The sequence below is a fragment of the Ensifer adhaerens genome, from assembly GCF_001270265.1.
Taxonomy (GTDB): domain Bacteria; phylum Pseudomonadota; class Alphaproteobacteria; order Rhizobiales; family Rhizobiaceae; genus Ensifer; species Ensifer adhaerens_B.
The window spans coordinates 1-22,294 of the sequence record NZ_LGAP01000041.1; the positions used below are offsets into that span (position 1 = coordinate 1).

General features: G+C 59.9%; 14 protein-coding genes. 1 reads left to right on the plus strand and 13 read right to left on the minus strand.

All coding sequences use genetic code 11. The features are described 5' to 3' along the window. From AC244_RS35945 to AC244_RS32005, 10 genes are all read right to left on the minus strand, one after another. Window positions 1–178 (minus strand): transposase (locus tag AC244_RS35945; RefSeq protein ID WP_152976122.1); only part of this gene is annotated, 178 nt, incomplete at its 3' end. Window positions 179–265: 87 nt separating this feature from the next. Further along, a complete protein-coding gene (locus tag AC244_RS37325) occupies window positions 266–442 on the minus strand; it encodes a hypothetical protein (RefSeq protein ID WP_161807927.1) in 177 nt (58 codons plus the stop codon). 4 nt (window positions 443–446) lie between these two features. Further along, complete coding sequence (gene arsH, locus AC244_RS31970; RefSeq protein WP_053252859.1) at window positions 447–1,172, minus strand: arsenical resistance protein ArsH; 726 nt, start codon at window positions 1,170–1,172, stop codon at window positions 447–449. Continuing rightward, on the minus strand, window positions 1,147–1,572 hold the full coding sequence (gene arsC, locus AC244_RS31975; protein ID WP_053252860.1) for an arsenate reductase (glutaredoxin): 426 nt from the start codon (window positions 1,570–1,572) through the stop codon (window positions 1,147–1,149). The genes arsH and arsC overlap by 26 nt, the downstream gene beginning before the upstream one ends. A 1-nt stretch (window position 1,573) precedes the next feature. After that, the gene (locus tag AC244_RS31980; RefSeq protein ID WP_053252861.1) at window positions 1,574–2,272 is read right to left on the minus strand and encodes an aquaporin; all 699 of its coding nucleotides are present in this window, start codon (window positions 2,270–2,272) and stop codon (window positions 1,574–1,576) included. 3 nt (window positions 2,273–2,275) lie between these two features. Continuing rightward, window positions 2,276–2,785 (minus strand): arsenate reductase ArsC, encoded by a 510-nt coding sequence (locus AC244_RS31985; RefSeq protein ID WP_053252862.1) that lies wholly within the window; start codon window positions 2,783–2,785, stop codon window positions 2,276–2,278. Window positions 2,786–2,803: 18 nt separating this feature from the next. Continuing rightward, window positions 2,804–3,163 (minus strand): ArsR/SmtB family transcription factor, encoded by a 360-nt coding sequence (locus AC244_RS31990; protein WP_053252863.1) that lies wholly within the window; start codon window positions 3,161–3,163, stop codon window positions 2,804–2,806. Between the two features lie 114 nt (window positions 3,164–3,277). Further along, window positions 3,278–4,318 carry a TniQ family protein gene (locus AC244_RS31995; RefSeq protein ID WP_053252864.1) on the minus strand — a complete coding sequence of 347 codons (1,041 nt, stop codon included), beginning with the start codon at window positions 4,316–4,318 and terminating at the stop codon, window positions 3,278–3,280. Then, a complete protein-coding gene (locus AC244_RS32000; protein WP_053252865.1) occupies window positions 4,315–5,190 on the minus strand; it encodes a TniB family NTP-binding protein in 876 nt (291 codons plus the stop codon). The genes AC244_RS31995 and AC244_RS32000 overlap by 4 nt, the downstream gene beginning before the upstream one ends. Before the next feature lie 6 nt (window positions 5,191–5,196). After that, a complete protein-coding gene (locus tag AC244_RS32005; protein ID WP_053252866.1) occupies window positions 5,197–6,846 on the minus strand; it encodes a Mu transposase C-terminal domain-containing protein in 1,650 nt (549 codons plus the stop codon). A gap of 69 nt (window positions 6,847–6,915) precedes the next feature. On the opposite strand from AC244_RS32005, the gene AC244_RS32010 reads away from it, so the two are divergent. After that, a complete protein-coding gene (locus tag AC244_RS32010) occupies window positions 6,916–8,046 on the plus strand; it encodes an RHE_PE00001 family protein (RefSeq protein WP_053252867.1) in 1,131 nt (376 codons plus the stop codon). A 45-nt stretch (window positions 8,047–8,091) separates the two neighbouring features. On the opposite strand, the gene AC244_RS32015 is transcribed toward AC244_RS32010, so the two are convergent. From AC244_RS32015 to AC244_RS32025, 3 genes are read right to left on the minus strand one after another with little or no spacing between them, the layout of a single operon-like run. After that, window positions 8,092–14,106 (minus strand): hypothetical protein, encoded by a 6,015-nt coding sequence (locus AC244_RS32015; protein WP_053252868.1) that lies wholly within the window; start codon window positions 14,104–14,106, stop codon window positions 8,092–8,094. Between the two features lie 37 nt (window positions 14,107–14,143). After that, a complete protein-coding gene (locus tag AC244_RS32020; RefSeq protein WP_053252869.1) occupies window positions 14,144–19,081 on the minus strand; it encodes a DEAD/DEAH box helicase in 4,938 nt (1,645 codons plus the stop codon). Continuing rightward, a complete protein-coding gene (locus AC244_RS32025; RefSeq protein ID WP_152976198.1) occupies window positions 19,078–22,176 on the minus strand; it encodes a hypothetical protein in 3,099 nt (1,032 codons plus the stop codon). The genes AC244_RS32020 and AC244_RS32025 overlap by 4 nt, the downstream gene beginning before the upstream one ends. Between the last annotated feature and the right edge of the window lie 118 nt (window positions 22,177–22,294).

The window sequence follows — 22,294 nt, forward strand, 5'->3', positions numbered from 1 at the left end:
CGTTCAACTGCCAGCGCGTGATCCCGTGACGTTGCGCCGTGGCCGTGACCTGCCGCGGGCCATTAAAACTCTCCGCCACAATCGCCAGCTTCGCTTCATCCGTGAAACGCCGGCGACGGCCGCTATCTATAATCTCCATCCGGCTGAAACGCCCTGAGAGATCGTTTGTGATGTCCATTGAAGCACCGTCTATATTGCCGTCTATATAGACAGAGAATCCACAGTCTCACTCACATCCGCAATGCGGCCCTGCTCGGATGCGTACTTATCTGTAAGCGAAATACACAACAATGCTGCCGATCACCTGGGCGAGTCCGAGCACGACGCAGGCGCCGATCAGGACCGGCTTCCACCAGGGTTTAGTCCAGTTGGTTTTTGGCTGCTGCATTGGATAGGTCACCTCGCTCACTGCTTGGCAATTGCCGTCCTTGCCGTCAAGCATGCGGTCAGATCGACTTGAGCTTGACCCGCTGTTCCAGCTTCTCTGCGTCTTCCTTGCGTTCGCTGTAGCGGTCGACGAGATAGGAAGATGCGTCGCGGGTCAGCAATGTGAACTTCACCAGTTCCTCGCAGACATCGACGACGCGGTCGTAATAGGACGACGGCTTCATCCGACCGTTTCCGTCGAACTCCTGGTATGCCTTGGCGACCGAGGACTGGTTGGGAATGGTGATCATGCGCATCCAACGGCCGAGCAGACGGAGCGTGTTGACGGCGTTAAAGGACTGCGAGCCGCCCGAGACCTGCATGACGGCAAGTGTCTTTCCCTGGGTTGGACGGATCGATCCGATCGACAGTGGTATCCAGTCGATCTGTGCCTTCATGATCCCGGTGATCGCGCCATGGCGTTCGGGGCTCACCCAGACCTGGCCTTCCGACCATGCAGAAAGGTCCCGCAGTTCCTGAACCTTCGGATGGCTGACGGGCGCATCGTCAGGCAGCGGCAGGCCGGAAGGATCGAAAAAGCGCACCTCTGCGCCGAACCGCTCCAGCAACCGTCCGGCCTCCTGAGCAAGGAGCCGGGAGTAGGAGACCTGGCGGACCGAGCCGTAGAGGATCAGGATGCGCGGCGGGTGGCTCGAATACGGCGGCCGCAGCGCGTCCATGTCCGGCTTGCGGAGATGGCGCGGATCGGCGGCAGGAAGATCAGACAATGCGGCGACCCTCGTCATCGAGAACCTTCTCGCCGTCTTCCTTGACGAACGCGGACGTAAAGGCGTCGGCAGGCAGGATATCGAGCACGGCCTCCGATGGCCGCGCCAGTCGCGTGCCCAGCGGCGTGACGACGAGCGGACGGTTGATGAGGATCGGATGCTCAAGCATCGCCGTCAGGAGCTGGTCGTCCGAGAGCGTCGGGTCATCGAGGCCGAGATCGGCATAGGGCGTCCCCTTTTCGCGGATTGCCTCGCGAACCGAAAGTCCGGCGTCGCGGATCATCTGGGCAAGCTGCTCCCGGCTCGGCGGTGTCTTCAGATATTCGACGACGGTCGGCTCGATGCCGGCGTGGCGGATCAGCGCCAGCGTGTTGCGCGAGGTCCCACAGGCAGGGTTGTGGTAGATGGTGACGTCCATGTTATTCGGTTCCCCTGGCCATGATTGCCGCTGTTGAGGTGTTTCGTTCGGTGAGAATCCAGCCGACGACGACCGTGGCGATCAGTGCGCCGAGCAGCTCGGCGCCGATAAAGGCTGGCACGTCCGCCGGACGGATGCCCGCGAAGGTGTTGGAAAAAGCGCGGGCGATGGCCACCGCGGGGTTCGCGAACGACGTCGAGGCCGTGAACCAATAGGCGGCCGTGATGTAGAGGCCGACGAGCCACGGGATCGCGTCACCACGGAAGCGCAGTCCCGCCAGGATGGTGAGCACGAGCCCGAACGTGGCGACCGTTTCGGCGATCCACTGGCCTGAACCCGTGCGGACGGTTTCCGACAGCTGCAACAGCGGCAGGTCGAACATCGCATGGGCGATCACCGTCGCGGCAATGCCACCGGCGATTTGCGCAAGGATGTAGAGCGCCGCAGCAGGCGCCTCGATCTCTCTCCGTGCCGCAAACACCATAGTGACCGCAGGATTGAAGTGCGCACCGGAGATCGGGCCGAGGATGCTGATCAGCACGACGAGGATCGCACCCGTTGGTATGGTGTTGCCGAGCAGCGAGACGGCGACATCGTCAGAGAGACGATCGGCCATGATTCCGGAGCCGACGACGGTAGCAACCAGAATGGCCGTGCCGAGGACTTCCGCGGCAAGGCGCCGCTTGAGATCGAATGCCATGTGTCAGCCGGCCTTCGGGATGTTGCGGCCGATCTCGTCGAGCCTTTTCTGCAGGGCGAGCTTGTCGAGGCTCGGCATTGGCAGGCTGACGAAGATCGAGATGCGGTTGTTGAGCATGCGGTAGGTTTCGGCGAAAGCGAAGTGCCGCTCGGCTTCGCTGCCCTCGGCAGCGGCCGGATCGGGCACGCCCCAATGCGCCGTCATCGGCTGCCCCGGCCAGACGGGACAGGCTTCGGCCGCGGCGTTGTCGCAGACGGTGAAGACGAAATCCATTTGCGGTGCGCCGGCGGCGGCGAACTCGTCCCAGGCCTTCGAACGGGCGAAGGAGGTGTCGTAGTTCAGTCCCTTGAGGAGCTGCAGCGCAAACGGATGCACCTCACCCTTCGGCTGCGATCCGGCGGAATAGGCCTTGAACTTGCCCACGCCGAGCCTGTTGAGGATGGCCTCGGCGATAATCGAGCGGGCCGAGTTGCCCGTGCACAGAAAAAGGACGTTGTAGACTTTGTCGCTCATGGCGCTCTCCACTTGGGCTCAACAGGCCTGCGTCTCCTCCCCAGGAGGGCAGCAGGGGGTCAGGTCGGAAATCAATGGCGCGCAGAGACTGGGGTTGCCGCCGCAGCAGTCCTGCAGCAGGTAGACCATGACGGCGCGGAACCGATCGAGGTCGACGTGGTAGAAGATCGAGCGGCTTTGCCGCTCGCCACGGACCAACCCTGCCTGCGACAGTGTTGCCAGGTGCGCCGACATGGTGTTCTGCGGCACGTCGACGAGCCTGGCCAGTTCCCCCGCCGGAACGCCTTCAGGTTCGCGTTCGACCAGCAGGCGGAACGTGCGTAGGCGCGTTGGTTGGGCAAGGGCGGCAAGTGCTGCGATTGTCTGATGGTCATCCATATATCCAGAATAATGGATGCATATGACAGTTCCATGACAGTGATTGAATGCTCGCATCAAGCCGGGGCGGCGTCAGCCACAATTCTCGCCATCGCTGGCAGCGGTCTCAGCACTTCATTTATCGCCGACAGGACCGCGGTTTCGACGGGGCGACGCAGGAGCTGCCTCCCTGATGCGTAAGTAGGCGCCCAGAACGGCTGGAAGCTCCGCAGCCGGTGGAGGCCGGCTCGTCGGGAGGTGGCGTTGCGCTCGCCGCTCCAGCGTTGTGACGATATGGGCGATCAAGGGGGCATGCCCACCTGCCGCCAGAATCAAACGCCGCCGATGGGCGACGACAGCGTCGTCTTCAGTCGTCAGCCAATTGACCGGCTGCTCGGCCAGGCGTTCCATGCACCGAATACGCGCCGCTGTGGACAGGCCGACCAGGTTCAATGTGGGATAGACGCCGGCGCTGGCCGGCATGTCCAGCAAGCGCTGAACGAGGCTACTTGTGGTCAAAGATCCGGTAATCGCTTCCAGGCGGCAGATATCATTGATGCAACGGTCGAGCCGCCTTGCCGGAGCACGGACAGCGACATTCGATGCACGCCGCAAATCGAAGCCACAGATATCGCAGAAATGTTGCGGGACGAGCTCGTCCTGATCGAAGGCCGCGATGCGATTGGCGCACGAAGGGCATCGGTCACGCAGTCCGCACCCGTGGATCAGACATGAAACCTGGGTCGCAAACCGCCAGCGCCGCCGAAAATACGGCTGAGCGTCATCGGCAAGGCATCGCGGGCAGAACTGCAGCCAGGTCGAACTGCCTCGGCGTCCGTCGCTGCGAAGCGGAAGCAAGAGCGGCTTCAGCGGCGACGATGTCATTGGCATCGCCGAGAGCTTTCGCAGAGAAAGGCCCGTATGTGCGTGGAGCAGGCGGGCGACGTCGGCGGGAAGTCTAAGGTCCACGGATGCCGCCCGCATCCCCGGGTCTAAACCGAGCACACGGGCGAACGCACGCGGCGCAACACCGTTGGCATAGGCAAGCCGGCGCAGCCAGCTCGACAGCAATTCGTCATGCTGCGGGGCGACGATGGCGGGCCACCTGTCCGAGACAACGTCGCGGTATCGCACGCCGATCCCGATTGCTATGCCTGGCCCGTCGACTATCGTCATAGCAGGCTCTCGCGCAGCGCCGAATTGCGCCGGTGCGAGATCGGAACATGGTGCAACTCGTCAATGCCCGCCTTCGTGATCCGCTCCGCACCGGATCCGATCGCGGCGACTGCCGCCTTGGTGACGATGGTGATGATCTCGCCGATCAATCCCTCCGAAAGGTTGAATATCTGCCGCGCCAGCCGTTCGTCCGACAGATCCGAGACGCGAGCCAGCGGCAAAGCTGCCTCGAGGCTGTCGAGAAGCGTGAGATAATCCTCGTCATAGTGCCACCGCGGGACTGAGAGCAGATCGAGCCGGCTTGCCATCTCGCTGGTGGCGTTGACGAAGTCGTAGACGGCCACCTCCCCGATCAGCACCGGTGCCACATCGTACTGGCGGCCGATCCGTCGCAGAAACGCAAAGATCGCCTCGATGTCACGCGTCCGGCCGCGTAGCGTATTGTGGAACTCGTCGAAGATCAGCACCCTCGGCTTGAGACTGGCCAACAAGTGATCGACTTGCTCAGCCTTTCGACCCACGCTGCGGTCGCCGATCGGCGCCCGCAATGCCTGAAGAATGCTTGCATAGAAATGACCGAGGCCAGCGCCTTCGCGGGTCTGGACGATCCACACCTTCTGTTTCGATGCGGTTCGCAGATGTTCAACGGCAAAGCGTTCGGCGATCATCGTCTTGCCGTTGGCATAGGGCCCAACCAGCATCAGGCCCTGCGTCCGCAACGACGCTGGTCGCGACAGCAAATCCGCCAGCCGTCGATGGGTGTCCTTGGCAACCTGGTGCCCGATCCATCGCGGGGCGCGGACATAGGCAACGCGCTCGTCGGGATCACGGTCGAGATACGACCGGACATGATCAAGCAAATGATCGGACATGCGGGGCTACCAATCCTCTACCGGCAACCGGCGCTTCTGGCGCACCGGGTGTTGCGCGGGATCAGACACTGGGGGCCGCATGGCCTGATAGGGTTTTGCAGCGGCGGTGGCGTGCGCGCTACGCACGGCATCGCGCAACTGGCGCTTGGACGGTTTCGCCGCTTCGACAATGGCGGCGATTTCACGGCGGATCGCCACTTTCTCGTTGCTTGAGCGGTGGTTTGCGGCACGCTGGCCGGCCCGCTCAGCCTCGTGCTCCCACAGCGTCAGTGACGTCAACTGGCCATCGCGCCGCTCGACGGGACGAAACTGCCGGGTTTCCGGGTCGCGGACGTAGACATGGCTGATGTCCCGCGGGTCGTATCGCACTTCCAGCTTTCCGAGCCGGTCGCGCTGCGGAATGAGGCTACCAAGCCAAGGCGCGTAATAGTGCAAGGCGAACATGTTGATCCCTTGCGGCGACAAATGCCGTTCCGTTCCCGGCAGAAACGATAGCAGTACCTGTTGCGGATCATCGTCGAAGCGGGGCAGAGCCGCGCTGTTGCGCTGCCATTCCGTGATCGGCACCTTCAGCGTCCTGGCGTTTTCCTGAAGATTGTGATCGATGACCGCAAGCGCGATGCATCGCTCCAGCTCCGCGAAGCTCAGACGGGCACGCCGCTCGGACGGATATTCGTCACGGTCTGCCACCGAGCGCCCCGAAGAACCGGGGTATGCGGCGAGTATAGCATTGAGCTTGCCCAGCAGGCGCTCGACCACGCCGCCTTGATGCACGCGGCCGCGATCGCGATAGCGGATACGAATGCCATAGTCATCGCAACCGCGTTGGAACGCATGCCCCTTGAATTCCTTCGCCGAGTCCGTGACGAGCAGCTTTGGCCGGCCGAACATCGACCAGGCATGATCGAGGTTGCGGGCCGCAAGCCATGCCTGTTTCGGGCACAGGGCCTGGGCAAGACAAAGTGCAACAGACAGGACCGAAGGCTTTTCCAGTGCGAGGCAGAACCCGAGAATGCACCGGGTCGCAACGTCGGTGACGATCGTCAGGTAAGGACGGCCAACGAACAGTCCGCCTCCGTCGACCACCTCCACGAAATTGATATCGGTCGGCGTATGGTCGATTTGACAGACGTCGAGCGGGTGCGCTGCGTGGATATAGCCTGGACGCGCTTTCAACCGCAGCAGGTGCTTTGGATTGGCCGAGCGCTTTCTGGCGATCTCTTCGGGCGAAAACAGCGCCGGGATGCGCCGGGCAACGGTGACATAGGACGGCAGGGCAAGGCCGGCCTCTTCACAGCGCGCACGGATTTCGGCGACGACGGGCGCGAGCGGAGGCGCCTCCAGCGTCAGCCATTGCTCGCGTAGTGTCGTGCCGATGATTGCCTCGATCCCTTCCGGCAGCCGCTTGCGCCGGGTTTCGGCGGCCCGCGGCAGCAAAGCCGTGACCGTCCGGTCGCTGCGGTATCGGGCAAGCAGATTGTAAACTTGCCGCACGGACAGGCGTAGCTCGGCCGCAGCCCGCTCAACGGCGGCGTGTGTTGGACCGGAACCATCGACAATCTTGTCCAGCTCACGGGCCACACGACGCGCTGTCGACCATTGCTCGTCCAAAATCGCGCGAGGCGTCAAGGTTCGGTTGTGCAATCGCTTTGGCAAAGTCAGAGTTTCACTGAAATCGTTAGCGGAAAATGAGACCGCAATTTACCGGCTAAAGCTAACGGACATATGACATTTCACCGTTTGAAATCGCAAACTAAAATCCACACGGGCACCGCGCTGGCGCGTCTCGACGAGCGCATTGCCCGTTCGCCGGTCGGGCCGGGCTGGATTGAACGCGCGCATTTCGCCGACGCCTGCGCTTCGCTGTGGATCGACGGCGAACTCGTGCATCTCGAGGACCTGATTTTACACGACGCCGGCGCCGATGTTCGCGCGCCGACCCATGAGCTGACCATCGCCCGCGACGTCCTGCGTACGCGTCGGCGGATCGCATCGCAGCCGCCGGGTTGGGCGCTCAGCGCCGATGGTCTGCGCAGCCTGCGCGGCCAGGCTCTCATCGTCGCCGACGGCGGCGCCAGGGAAGCAATCGCTATCGGAGGCGCTGTGGAAGCCAGTGGCGAGCTGAGACCTTCTGACGAGGCGGAAAACGCAGAAGGGGAGGGGACTGATGTTCCTGATCCACTCGCGGCAGAGCTTGCAGCGATCGACGCCGTGCTCGCTCGCTCCGAGGTCGCGCTCGCAGAGGCGCGGGCGCCCGGCCGCGCCGGCGGCCGCGAAAAGGATCCGTTCGTCTATGATCTCGATTGGGACGAGGACGAACGGCTCGGCGAATGGCGGGCGGTCCTGCGCGAGTTGGACAGTTTTCCACCCGTGCTGCAGGCGATTGTCGCCCTCGATGCCTGGAATACGCTAGAAGTTTTGCAGCATGCGCCCTGGCTCGGCCGGCTTCTGGCGGCGTCCATGCTGCGCCAGGCGGGCCTCACCACCGCGGCGCATCTGGCGGCCGTCAATCTTGGGCTCAAATCCGTACCGGTCGATCGGCGTCGGCATCGCGATCGCGAAGCCCGGTTGCAGGCAATTCTCTCCGGCATCATCGCCGCCGCCGAGATTGGCCTCAAGGAGCACGACCGGCTGACCCTTGCCCGCCAGGCGATGGAGCGGAGGCTCATCGGCCGGCGCACATCATCAAAACTGCCGGAGCTGATCGAACTGGTGATGTTGCGGCCGCTTGTTTCCACCGGCATGGTGGCCAAGGCGATCGACGCCACGCCGCAGGCGGCGGTGCGGATCGTCGGCGAGCTGGGCTTGAGGGAGATGACGGGGAGGGGGAGGTTTCGGGCGTGGGGAGTCCTTTGACTCTAACATCAGCGTCGTCCACCTCTACTATCATCGTCGACGCACCTACGATCTAGGCGCTCTTGCGACGAGTTCGCCGAGGGCAGAGCGCCGTATGCTGCGCGCCTTGTGGTTCCATCCGGCGATGAGCCCAGTCGCAAGCAGGTCAGGGCCAATCGATACTATGTCGGCGCCTGTCATGTCGCGAATGAGGTCATTGATTGCATCGTAGTCACCAGGATTGGTCACTTCTTCAATGGCTGATAGGGCGCGCCCAAGCGTCCCGGAAGTCAAGCGATCCGCGAATCGGGACGAAGGAGTCCATTTTCGAACTACTGCGTCGGGATCGTCAGAGAATTCCATCTGATTCACGAGCTTTATTGTGTCAGTAGGAATTCCGCCTGTCGCAGAAAGGATAGCGGCGCGCTGAGCTGGTGTGTCGAACGAGGTAAGGTCGAAGTTGTGCAGATGAATGCGAAGCATCTCGGCTCCCCAAGCTTGGAGGAACTCAGTAGTCTCGGGTCGTCCAGTCGCGATGCCACGCATCTTCTCGTTCGAGGCGTCGAGAAGAATGATCGGGCGGACGTCTCCGTCGATTACCTTGGACTGACGTTCGATCCAGCCAATCTCAGTTTCGGCGTCGCGCGAATTGTCTGGCATGCGTATCACGACGGTGAGGCGCGACATGTTGCCTTTGTTCTTTTCAACAGCGTTTCGTAGCTCGCCTATCGTATTGGCAATGGTGACCACTATGTCTGGGCGCAAAGCTCCCGGCAACTGCGCTGTTTCGGACATACGTTTGAGCGCTGTTCCAACCTTGCCTAGTCCGAGGGTGTCGAGTCCGCAGACGATACGCAGTCCACCCTCTTTGCTGAGTAGACGCTCGATCTGCAGATCGGTTAGCGGCGAGTAGGGCCAATCACGCTGGTTGCTCGTCACTGCTTGTGGATCATAGGGACGCCGGTGAATACTCCGGTCGTAAGAGATGCTCGGATCCTTCTCGCCAAGCTCAAGGAGCGATTGTTCGATGTCTTCCGTAGACCCTAGCATCGCTGCGACTTGGCGTGTTCGAAGGCAGTAAGCGAACCGCTGAGTACCAGGGACGACCACCTTGCCCAGAACGCCGAGATCGAACATCTCGTCGAGCAGAGCCTCGAACGCGGCTTGGGACGGTTGCTCGGCCGTTCGCGGCCAGAAGCTCATAGCTTGTTCCAGCAACTCGGCTGGTCGGAAACCGGTGACCAGCGCCTGATGTTCGTTCCCATTCGTATTTAGCCATGCGAGCGTGTACGCGACTAGCGCGTAACGCGGGTCCAGCTCCAGAGTGAGATGGAACTTCTCACGGATACGCGCCTCTATCTGTCCGAACCCCTGGTGTTCGAAGATATCGGCATGGTGGATCGTCCAGAGCGGCCCCCCCGCGGCCAAGCGGTAGTCTTTTCCACTTCCTGCGCCGTGCAGCGTGGAAAGGAGACCCTTGGCATATTCCTGCACGAGGCTCGGGTAATAGTTCGCCCAAGCGAGGATTTCCTCGACCGCCTCGCTCGATTCAAAGCGGAAGCCTGCCGCGCGCATCGGTGCGACCACGAGATCATGGGCTGCACGCTTGTCGTCCTGGGTCCGGTTTAGTGGCCCAATGCAGATTGGTCGCCCGAGATGAGCGAGGGGCGAGTTCGGTTGCCTGTAGATGCGCTGGACGTTGTGAAGGCCAGCGAAAACAACTTTGAAGGCTCGACCGGTGTCCTCCATTAGTTCCTTGAGACGACTGAGCTCGGGATAGTCAGCTTTGGTTTCTGCCGCCATGAAATGATCAGTCTCGTCGAAGAGGCAGACAATCTGTCCCGACGGCCGGGTCATGAGCCAAGCTCGGATGTCCCGGCTAACGTTCTCGGAATCGCGGCTGTTCTCGCGAACAGCGCCGAATTGCGAGAGCATCGAGTTCAAATGCTGCCAAATCGTTTTTGCTGGTTCGGAATTGCCGAGCGGCTTGACTTCGCGGCGGACAACAATGCGATCCTCTTGGGGCGCGTGGTAAATTCGAGACACGTGGTTCAGCAATGCGGACTTGCCGAGTTGGCGTCCACCATAAACCAGGCACCCATCAGCGGTCTTCGACATAATCTCGCGGATTTCCGCCGCGCGACCGAAGAACATTTCGGGTGGGATTTGTCCTGCATCGGTGGTGTAGGGCTCGACGCGGCCATAAGGTAAACCGCATTCAAATATTGTCCGCGCACGCGTCTCACGGCGAGTAGCAACAAAGGCGACAAGGGCCTCGTCGATCAGGATGGCGGGGATGGAGCTAGCGCGGAGCCGTTCCGCGAACTCCTGGCGGCGTGCCAGATCTGCGGTCCCAGCGATGAACAAAATTGTTGGGACCTTTGGGTCAAGGGCGGTCTGAATAGTCTCGGGCAAGGTGTCGGTGCCGAGCAGGAAAAGCGCGTAGTTTCCATTGGATTTAGAGCCAAAGATCGGCGGAAGGAACCAACCATCTGACTGGATTTGTGCGGAAAGGTTCATCTGCCAGCTATTCATCCGAGCGATGCGCCGCTGGTTGCTGACATGAACGTTCTTGAAGCCGATTTCCTCGAAGAAGGCTTTGAGAGTCGATCCTAAGGGCTTTGGGGTAGATATGGAAGCCGCTGCTTCTCGGTAGAGGCTGACGAGTTCGAGTGCGGCTCGGCGACGGTCTTCCTCTGTCAAGAGAAGACCAGAGGTAGCGAATGCCCGCTCGTAGCCGCTGAGACGGCGTGGCCAACTCTCTGTCGCGGCCGCGGAAACGAACTCGGGCAGAAAGCATGCAACGAGGGACTCATTGTCACTGTCAAAGTTAGCCGCTGAGCGGCCGTCGCGCAGCTGGGCGATGCGATCCTCTACTGCCTCCGGCGTCAGGGTATTCAGGCCGACGAGGATTGCGTCGGCCTCGTCAGCGTTCTTCTCAGTTCGGTGTGAACGAATTCGAGTAGCTTGATCCTGGCGGATATTGCTCTCAATCATCTCGGCGATTTCGTCGAGCTCGTCTAGATAGGCCGGGATGTCTGAAAGGTCGTCGATCTCGCTACCGTCGCTGATGGAACGAAGGCGGGATCGAGCAATTTCGCACCAGTTAAGGCCTCGGCCGATTTCACCCTGGTGTTTATAATCTACCTTGAAGAGCATCTTCAATCGCCGATCACGTCGTTGGATTTCCTTGATCCAGACACTGGCGTAAGCTGCCATAGCGGCGGCGAGCGTTTCGTTCGAATCCATCTGGAACCGAGTGGCAATACGGGATGCTGTTTCGAACGCGCCCTCACGGATTGCATTGTCAAAGGCGGCTAAGGGCTGTGGCACGCCCGGTCCGTTGAGCAGCTCCATCATTGGGGCGAGGCGCATCGCGGGCTCTTCCGCAAATTGCCGCACGATGCTTGGCAATAGGTCGCGCTCTGCAGTTAGTGCCTCGTCTATGCTGGCGAAACTCTCAGTGTCGGCACCCTCAAGCGCGGAAATCGCATCGTCACAGCGACGCGCAATCCAGTCGGCAACGGCAGCCTTCAGGCCCTCTCCTATTTCACGCTGCGCGTCAGCCTCCTGGCGCAACTGACGACTGGCTTTCTCAAGGCGGGAATGGAGGTTCCCGAGTGTCGTGCGCATCTGGTTTTCGCCGTGTTGTGAGCCACCGCGTTCGCGTTCGACTACCTTTACCCAGTCCTCGATATGGCCCAACGCCTCGGCGAACTGTCGGTCGAGATATTCGACGCCGCGAGCATGCAGATGGACACTCGTCCGTCCGAGCGAGGCACTATACTCCTCAGAGTGCGCCTCAATCGCGGAGGTGCCACGCAGGAGCTGTATCGCCTTCCGGCAGATGGCTACAGCTTTCGAGTCACCAGCATCGATTGCTGCGCGTGCCTTGCCGATCGGGCCTTCCTCGGAGGCTACGTGGCGCATAAACCCGGTGGCGAAGCGCCAGCGGGAATTTTTCTGAGAGATTGTATCGCACCAGACCCCAAGCCTTTCGGCGATGCGGGTTTTTTGCGGCACACGAGTGGCGCCAGAGAGGCGCGCAAGCTCATCCGCGCTCGGTGGGAAATGAAATTCTAAGTTGGAGACTGCTTCAGAAACCTCCCGCAGATACTGACCGAGCAAGCCGCGGGCCAGTTCAGGAAGCCCTGCACGAAAAGTGGTCGACTTGTGAAGTAGGGCGGGACGCAACAAAGCACCCAGCAGTAGCACAGCGTTGAGATCGCTGGTTTCCGCGGAACGAGCCTGCTCTGCGATTGCGGTGAGGCGATCCGTGTCATGACCGTAATCGCGCAGAGGGCCGCGGGCGGCGGCGGCGGCGCGCAGGACGGAGGAGTCCAGCGGCCAGGGAGCGTGCGCGGCCTCGATCGACTCCGCGGCATCTGCCGCGACACCAATGAGATCGCGGTCGATCAGAATCGCCAGGATCGAACTATCAATCGCTTCGCTCTCAGGATCGTGATCTTGATCGATTGATGTTTCGTCCAACGTGCACAGATCTAGCGCTAAATTTTCTTGGTGAGAGGATTCAATCAGATTGGGACCGGTTGGGACCTCATTCGACCCGGAGATCACCGCTGGCGGATCCATATGCGTCTCGTCCGCATCAGCGACACTTGCGAGCAGGTTCCCGGGCTCAATGACGTCTTCATCACGAGCTGGGGAGGCCTCGGGCAGAGGTGTCGGACTACCGCCGAACTCGTGGGCTGTTATCTCATTGGATTGGGCTTCGGAGGGAGCGCCGGAACTCGAAAGAGTTTGCTGGTCCACAGTAAGCACAGCGTCGGTGGCTTCGTCGCGACCAATCACGTCCCCTGTTGTCACGTCCGCCGCAAAAGAAGCTGTTTGATCGAGAAGCTGTGTAAGCTCTCCGATGAGGAGGTTTCGGCGCGCCGAAAGCCTTTGCTGATGCTCGTGCATCTCTTCTGCCTTGGCGGCGAGGGCGGGCACATCGGCGAAGCGGCGCTCAGCACTCGCCGTGGTGAGTGCGCTGGCAGCAGCTTCGGCATTCGCTTCGGCGTCGGGAAGATCGGCCAGAATATTCTCGACCTCAACAAGTTTGTCGAGCGTCGCCTGGCTCGCAATCTTTAGGACGACTTCAGCCGAAAGCTTATCGTCGGAAGGAGGTTTGATGCCAAGTACGGCGAGTCGGTGAAGTGCATCCGAGGCTTCGGGTGCAGGCGGTAGGTTCGCGAAGCGCGCGGCTAGATGGCAAAGCCGAGCGAGAATCTCGAAGGCTGATTGGTTGCTAAGCTCGTCGAGTTCGGACGCCAACTGCGTGATCGTTTTGACTAAGTCGTAGCGCTGCTTGGTGGTTGGGCGATCGATCTCGGAGAGTGCCTGAAGTATATTGTGTCCGAGAGTGCCGTGTTCGTCGGGAAGGACTTCCAACTTGGCGGCTTCATCTAAGGCATTCGGGGCCTCCTCGCAGGCAGTCTTGGTAGTGTTGTCCCTGTAGTCGTCTAACGTTTTACTTACCAGATCGCCAAAGCCATCGCCATCTTGTTCCTCGTAAAGACGGCGGTAGTGATGGATCGCATATTCGCAGAAGGAAGCGACGGCGAGATCTGGCGCAACGGCACCGGGAATGACGATTTCACGGATACGGTCCGCAATATCCTCGTTGCTGTCAAGGCAGAGCTGGGCAAGGGGAAGTTTGCTGATGATCCGCGCCAGCTTGTCCGGGTGACTCCCGGAGACCTTACCGCTCTTGATGCCGAGCCGGGCGTTTGCAACGAGGACTTCGAGGTGCGGGGCCAGCCAGGGGTGATCTTCGAGGATTCCGAGATAGGCGTCGTAAAAGCCGGCTGTGTCGCGGGCATCGATGTCAAGTTCGAGGAAATTGCACAGATGTTTAATGTCCCGAACGCTCATGCGATTCACTTGAACAAGATAATCGACAGCACCGGGGGAAATTTCACGTAGCGGAAAGCGTGTGCAATCGGACGGGTCAGCCCATTCGTCTTTGTTCCATCCAGCCATCTTCGCACGGCAGTAGGCTGCGTTGTTGCTTTCCGCGAGCGTTTCCGTCGCAGAGGGCTTTTCGACGAGATACTTGAATTCGTTGTCGTCTGACATGCGCTTTGCGTCCCCCCAAAAGCTGCAAAAGTGTGCTCTACTTCGGATCTATTTGAGCACCCGCAGCGAGCAGAATAGCCTCAATCCAAGCAAGGGCGGGACGACGATCGAAATCGTGCCAGAACCGCTGATTGGAATAATCATTTAGACATGATGTACAGCTCGTCAGGCAATCCGGGTTTGAACAGGTTAGAATTTCCCGAGCAGCAAGGAAGAGGTCTGCAACCATGTAGCCATCCTCCCTCGTGAGGCGTGTTGCATAGCCCGCGCCCCCGGACACCGAATCATAGAGAACAACCACTAGATAGCCATTTAGTCTCTGAACTAGTCCTCGTATGTCGCGCGAGTCAGTTTCGAGCAGGTCGGCCGCACCGAGCCGGAGAGCCTCTTGAAGAGTGCGGTCGAGTCGGCGGTCATGGGTGATAGGGCCCCCGTTCTGATCAATTGGAACTCCGTCAAAGAGGAACGCGCGGACATCGGTCTCGAAAACGTGAGCGAGGTCAATCGGATACACCGGTTGCGTGGAGTCAGAGCGGCAATCAAGCCCACTGCGTGGATTAGTGTGAGGTTCTAGAAATGAGGGGCGCTGCCATGCCATGTCCGGACCATGGCCGCGCACCGGAACTGCGTGCTCGCATGTTCTGCACCAAGCGAAGCCGCCACGTCGCTTCCCGCGGTTGACAGCGATGATCCGTCCTAGCTCCGGCTCTGGCCGGTTCGATCCTGGCGCTGTGAAAGTTAAAATGCCGGTGACGTCCGTGGCTGTATACTTCTGCCAAGGTGCCTCAGTAAGAAGAAGTGCTTCATCTGAGACGGTCGGTCGTAGGCGGCTTGCACCGGGATCCCGGCCCAAGCCGTCATTAACCGAGGTCAGGAATCCGTGCGGGCGTATGAAGTCGCGAGTGATTGCTGATTTTGGGAAGGTGTGGCCGCATTGGTGGCAATCTAGCTCCGGTTCGGCGCCTTGGGTGGTAATCTGGGGCGAGTGGCAGGCTTCGCAGATGCGGTATTTGGACCGGTCGATGAAGGCGTCGTCGCCCGTGAATTTCGACCGTTTGGATATGCCGGCGCTGGTCCAAACGCGTCCCCCGGCGACCACCTCAGCGCCGGGCGCATATTCGGAGATACCAATTGCACCATCGCGGTCGAGTTCGAGGATTGCTGTGTCGGCTGACTGGCCGGCAGAGTTGACCACCTCGAGAGACACAGAATGCACAGGGAAGGAATAGGTTGGGATGATAGCTCGCTTGGATAGCTGGTCGACTAGAAACTGATCCAGAAAGAGACGCTGTTGCGTGCGGAGCACGCTAAGTGAGCGGTCGATCTTCTGGAATCTGTCGGTGGCGGTCCTATCGATTGCAGCACGTTCCTTCTCAAGATCGTCGATCGCATTCTGCATTAGCTGCCAACGGCCCCAGACGGCGTCGGCGAGCGCATTTAGGCGCTCGCGCATGACCTCAGAAAGTGCTGTGGCGTCGAGGGCGATGCCAGCAAGTTCCGCAGGCAGACGATTTCCAAGCCGTGCCGCGACGGCGAAGGCGCTTGTTGCGTCCGCGCCGGCCCGCCAGTTTGAAAAGTCGCTATCAAAAATCTGGCGCGCTTCGTTGGTTAGAGCGAGGGCGAAGACATCCTTGAGTCTGGGCGAACCCATCCGAGTATAGCCCGCCAGACGGTGTTCGAGGTAGCGTGCCAGAACGACGGAGATCTGGTGGCGTCGGAAAATTCCGGCGTTGTCCAGGGTAAGGTATGGGACCTTCGGCTTGGTGGCTAAGTAATCGTCAAAAATTTCGAATACCGCCCGGTCAAAACGCCCTGAGCGGGCGGTTGTCAGCACGATCGGTGCCACTTGCGCACGGCGTCCGGCACGGCCGGCGCGCTGTTGGTAGTTCGCGATCGAAGGCGGCACGTTCTTGCATAGGACAGCCTCAAGATCGCCAAGATCGACACCCATCTCCATTGTGGTCGTGCAGGAAAGCAGGTTGATCTCACCTTTCTTGAATTCTTCTTCAATGTCGGCACGAACGTGGTTTGCGATAGCGGCTGTATGTTCCCGGGCGATGGCCATGCGCGGATGCTCTCGATAGCGGGCCACATAGTGGTTGCGCGCCGCCATTTGTGCCCGCGCGTCCGACGTAATTTCGCTAAGGGTGCCTGCGCAGCCCATGGATTGGCAAACGTCGGCGGTGTCGAATTGCGTGCGTCCGCCGCAGTGACTGCATTGGTAGAGGTGCACCGCATTTCCAGGTAACACGATAAACGACGAATCAAGCTTGAGTGCTCGACCGACGCCGTGCTTCGCGGTCATGGAGCGTGGATGTTCGATCGCCTTCCAGAAACTTACCAGCACATCTCGGGCGTCGAGATCGTCCATCTTTGTACCCGCGGCTCGGGCCATTTTCTTAAGGAGTGCAGTGAAGCGGTTGTCGCGGCCCGAGGACGGGATTAAGGCGAGCGCGAGATCAGTATGCGGATTGCGTTCGCGAGTCACACAGCGATTTCGTTGGCGAGCGATGCGAGTCCAGATCGATTCATCGGTAAGATCTATCATGCCCGATTCTTGTTCCGCAATTGCTCGGTGCTCACGTATGATTTTGAGAAGGTAGCGCACAAAGGCCCCAGCGAAGGGCTTGAGGGAGGTCGGCAAAGCCAACTCGACGGCGCCGACCGGTCGCTCTATCTGGCTGTAGTCAATGCCGATGAGGCCGAAACCTTCAAGACTGAGACGGCCACGACCAAAAACGGTCAATTCCGCGGCGATAAGGGCCTTCAGGCGTAGCCGCTGGTTGACGCTGGTTTCGAGGATCGGAACAACCCCCGGGACGTAGAGTCGAAGCCCATCCTTCCTTAGTTCTCGCTCAACGGCCCCAACGAGATTGTCTATGTCAATCGCGCCGCTGGCTTCGACTACCCGGAGGATTGCACCGCGGATCGCTTGCTCCCGCGAAGTTCGTTCGAAAAAGGGGGCAAAGAAGGCTGCGTCCTGGCGGTTGTCGGAAAACACGAGGAGGTTTCGTCCACCCATTGGAGGTTGGGTGCCGAGATCCTTTTCAGGCAACGCCTCCAAGAGTGTCTGCGCGGCGACCGCCGCGATTGCCTCGTCGCCCGGGCGCACGGTCGTAATCGGCTCGAGATATCGGGACGAACGGTGCCGGCACGCAACGCAGGTCTCGAGATACCGCCCACTCTCGTCTGGGTCTTCTTTGAGTGGGATATCCTCTAGGGCAACGGCTCCAATGTCGTCGACATCCAACGGCCTGCCGGTTAGAGGATCTATATGAAGGAGCTGTGGAGCCGGGTCGTGCTCGTCATCGTGATCCTCTTCGATTGCGAGGCCGCCGGGCACGAGTCGAAGGATGTGCCGCCCGCCAGAACTCGGCACGGGTTCAAACCCAAGCGGGCCTTCCCAAGCCTCGATATAGGGTTCGCCGCAATTCCGACAAACGTAGAGTTCGAAAGCCGGCCGGTCGTCGCTGGAAAATTCGGCACCAATAACGACTTCGCCAAGGCCCTCTGGAGCATCGGATTTTAGGGCGACACCAACTCGATCCGGGGAACGAGATATGAGATGATAACGCGCCGGGAGTAGCGGGAAGACGGTCGCATCGTCGCTAATGGCGAGCACGCCAACAGCGATGAGCCCGGTAAGTGCAGGGACCGCCATGTCGCCACCGTGCTGGAATACCTGATGGGCCAAATGCTCGATTGGCATGGCGCCGCTGTCAAGCCGGCGCGCGATAGCAGCTATCTCGGAGAAGCTGGCAAGGCGTTCAATCAGAGCATCTCCCAACGGGGCAGCCAAGGAAAGCTTTAATTCTGGTAGCTCCAGCAAGTCCGCTTCGTAATTCCAGTCCTCGACGCTCATCGGAGTAGCATTCTGGGTCGCTTGCCGGGCAAGAGCCGCAAGTTCGCCCGCTATCACCCAACGCTCGGGACTGAGGCCGCTCGCGCTCGGGCTGGCCGAGAGGCTAGGATGCAATTTTTTTTTGGAGGTAATGACGGCGTGTTCGCCGTTGAAAGGTTCTCCGAAGAGACGACCAGCAAAATCCGCGAGTTCGGCCTTGCGTGTTGGATCAAGTGATGCAGAGGTGCCGACACAGCGGACTTGGCCGTCAGGCACGTCAAGATGGGCCTTCAAACGTCGCAGGAGGAAGGAAACCTCAATTGCCTGTGCCCCGGCATAAGTGTGGATCTCATCGAGAATTAGCCAGCGAAGATCTGCAAGGCTAAGAAGCGGCCGGTTCGTTGGAAGTAGGAGGATATGTTCCAGCATCGCGTAGTTCGTGATTAGGATATGTGGCGGGTTCTCGCGCATTTCCTGCCGTGACAAGAGCCAGTTTCCCGACACATCAGCGTCTTCTCCGAAGATATTTACGAAGCTTGGAGTGGAGCGCAGACGCGTTGCCTCTTCCTCGCGCGTGGCGCGCGATCTAACTTGGCCCGTGTACCGGCCGATGGTGATCCCTGGATCGCCGAGGTCGCGAAAGAGGAGAGCGGCAATCCGGTTCAATTGGTCGTTTGCTAGCGCGTTCAGCGGATAGACAATGATCGCCCGCACGCCGGGTCGGCTGAGGTCGCCTTGAGCCAGAATGTCGTTAACCAGTGGGTATAGAAAACCTTCGGTCTTGCCCGATCCGGTTCCGGTTGCGACCAGATAGTTCTCGTTGCGCAGCAGAGCTTCTTCTTGATGGGCATGCAAGGGCCGAGACCAAACAGACGGCGCGTTCTGGCCGAAGACACTCCAGCTCGGAGCGAGAAGACCCGCTGCGGCTAGTGCTTTTAGACTCCTCCCCTTGACGTAATCCGGCAAAGTTTCGACGTAAGGGCCTTTTACGAAATCCAGTTGGCCAATTCGCTGTCGAAGTTCGGCGGCGAGGTGAGGAGCTCGAATTTCATTGATAGGCGACGACGCGGCGACGAAACGTGCCAAGGTCGTGTTCAAATGTTCGCGGAAATGGTTCGGGTCAAGATCTGTCACGAGGTCTTCTCATTCTGGAGGATGGCATGGTGCCAGAGAGCCCGGAAATAGCTGAAGATTTCGGCCCCCGCGCGAATCATCATGGTCAATGTTTGTCCCGCGTGCGAGCGGTCCAAGCCCGTGCGGAACGACACTCTGGAGAGGAAATCTTCAGCCTCGTGGCAGGCACATGCTCGGGCCAAGCGCTCAAGTGTGGCGGCGATCCGGGCGACTCGTGGATCGCCGCCACCGGCGTCGTCGAAGGAACGGAGTGCCTCGAGCATGTCGACATAGGTGTCGCAGATGAGCAATGTCGAGATAGCAAGCGGACCAGGCGTAACCAGATCGCGCAAGTCGGTGTCGCGCAGGCGATACCGCAAGGCTCGGAAGCCGTGTTGGAGCGCACTCGCCCCTGCGGCAGGCGGGAGGGTTGGATCCTCTGACATACGCCTTACCCACGCGGCCAGGGGTAGCTCACCACGGGGGTCCGGGAGGTCCGGCAATTCTGGGAACTGGGTCATGCGTGAAAGTGACCAAAGACCGGAACCTTCCGAGAGGTTACGGAATGCATACAATGGGCACTCGAAAATCCAGGGGGCAACACCGAAAAGATCGTGTCGGGGCGGCTGATGGTGCGTGCGAGAGACATTGAGAATGGGAAGTATTCGCCCGACGATTTTGGACGGCCCAGCGACCTCCGCTAGACAACGCTTATAGATTGGCCCAAGAACAGACAGCATATGACCGTCGAGCGCTATGGGCGCCGGTTCGGCGAGGAACTTGGCGAGCCGAACACCAGCGAGAGCATCCGGCGCGGCTATCGGGCCGGATGTAGCAATTGCTATCGATGCGCCTGCGGCGTCTTCAAGCGGTGCGAACTCGCGGGTTTCGGGAGATCGCAACCAGAAAAGCGCACGGGATGGTGGGGTGCCATCGCGTTTGGCAAGCCTGATAGTGATCGCGCCCGTATCGACATCGGCAAGAACCCGGACGCCATGTGGAAGGGGGGCATCGACCGGAACGTATCCGAAGGCGACCGCCCCTTCGCGGCTCCCACCAAGAGCGTCATCGATCCGGATCATCAGCGCGTCGAAGCGAGACTGCGGAATGAGACGAAGCACGACCTCTCCCGGTTGATCATCCACCGAAATAGAGGTGGGATCATTAACACGCTGGAGTCGCGCCAGAACGTCAATTTTCCCGTCCCTGCGACGTAGCGCGATTCTATCGTCGTTGTTGTCGTTGGCCTCAAGCTTCTCCGCGCCGATTTCTAGTTGCTGCCGACCCAAGAAGGGACGCTGTAGGACATTTCCGAGCACAAAGAGATCGGCATCCTTGTCGCTCGATCTTAGGAGAAGTGTGTCGTGGCGGCCGTTGTGGCCTAACAAGATGCGTCCATTCATCGGGACAAAGACTCGATCACCAATGCCCACTCGGTAATGCCAGAGCTTCTCGCCACGGGCTGTGAGGCGGAATTCCCGCGTTGTGCCGCCGTCACGGATGCCGAGGATTGCCGTTTCCGCTTCCGAACGCGGATCGATTGAGATTTTTCCATCGAGGATTTTTAGGCCCGCACTTCGGGCTCGATCGATGTTGCCGGGGACCGGCACGTCGCAAAGTTCGGTTGACGGCGCGGACACGCCTTGCCATATCCACCCCGTGACAAAAATTTCGGAGCGGGCCTGCAGGTCTCCGGCTGCGCCAGGAGCAAGCGCCTCGAAGGTCACGCGAACAGGGTCGCCGGGCACGTGAAGCCCGAAGGCGGATAGTGGGGTGCAGACGATACCGCTTAGGCCCGCATCAGCGCTGACATAACGAACCGCGTCACCGAATCGTGCGCGGAGAATTCTAATTGGGCCTCCGACATCTGGATCGATTTTGAGGATCAACTCTCCATCCGACGCCAAAAGAATACGCGCGCCGTCTCGGCCGATCGTGTCTGCATTGATCCAGAGCGCCGTCTCTACTGGTGATGTGATCCCAAGGGGGAGGCGCCCGGGAAAGTTAAGTTCATCGCCAGTGAGTGTCCACGCAATAAACCGGCCAGGGTCTGCGCTCTGGATGCTCGGCCCAAAGGAAGTTACCCCGAATTGTTCCGACGCAATCACCACCTGCCGTTCGGACGCAACAGCGATTACCTTCGTCTCGAGTGCGGTACGCGTTAGTAGGACGCCACTATCCGCATCGAACACCAATATTTCGCCCAACGCAGGGGCTACCTCTATGTCCTGAGCAATTGAGCCTGCCGTCCAAGTGATTCTCTCAGGCCAAGGTGTTCTAATAGCCACTTGGCTGCCACCAGGGAGTTGGGTCGGAAAAGGGCCGAGTTTGATACTCTGCGCGCTTTGCGAGGGTTCCGCCTCGAGCGCGAGTGTAAATCCGTTCCAGAAAAGACGTGGAGGCGCCACCAGATCTGATCGATGACGCCCAAACCCGCTAACTGCTTGGTCATAGGCAGCGAAGAGGAGAGCCTCCGCCTCAGTTAGCGGTTCATTGCCGCGACGCCAGGCTTCGAAGCGCCGAGCGCAATAAGCGGATCGGTCAAAGGAAATCGTAGCATTGAGACGAGTGAGGTTCGGGCAACGAGTGGCGACCGCACGCCTTTGCCAGTCACGTGCGGACGGTGTGTCTTCTACTGCTGGTGGTCCCAGATGGAGTGCCGCCCCGACGAAGGCCCGCGCCATGTCTGGCAACTGAGATCTGGCTGGCCCAAGTGGGGCGAAGAATAGCTCGGTGGGCTGATTGCCGGTTACTGGTAGACCGATGCGGCGAGCGGCGAAACGAAAGCGCTCTTTTAGTTTCTCTCGTGCTTGGGCATCGTCAAAGCTTTTGTTGGTGAAGACGCTGATATGGCTGTAGACGTCATTACTACTGGCGCCGTAGTCTATGGCAAGTGGAGTAAGAACTGCCCAGGTCGCGAGCGTGGGACATAATTGAAACAACGTATATAAGTTAGTCTGACGAACAATCGCTGTCCCGCGAGTCCTGAGAGAAGCAGAAATTGGTGCATCTACGATAAACGGGGTAGAATTGTCGCCTGTCCACGCCGCGAGAAAATTTGCCTCGATGCGATCGAGCTCGACCTTTGTTAACGATATTCCCTTGTCGATTTGCAAATGCTTTCCGCCAGTATCCATTATTGCGACCGGAGGGTATGTCTTCGCCAGTCATTGCTCTACTTTGCGTAGAAGAGCCGAGGAGCAGTTTCGATACAAGTGGCCGCGAATAATTTTC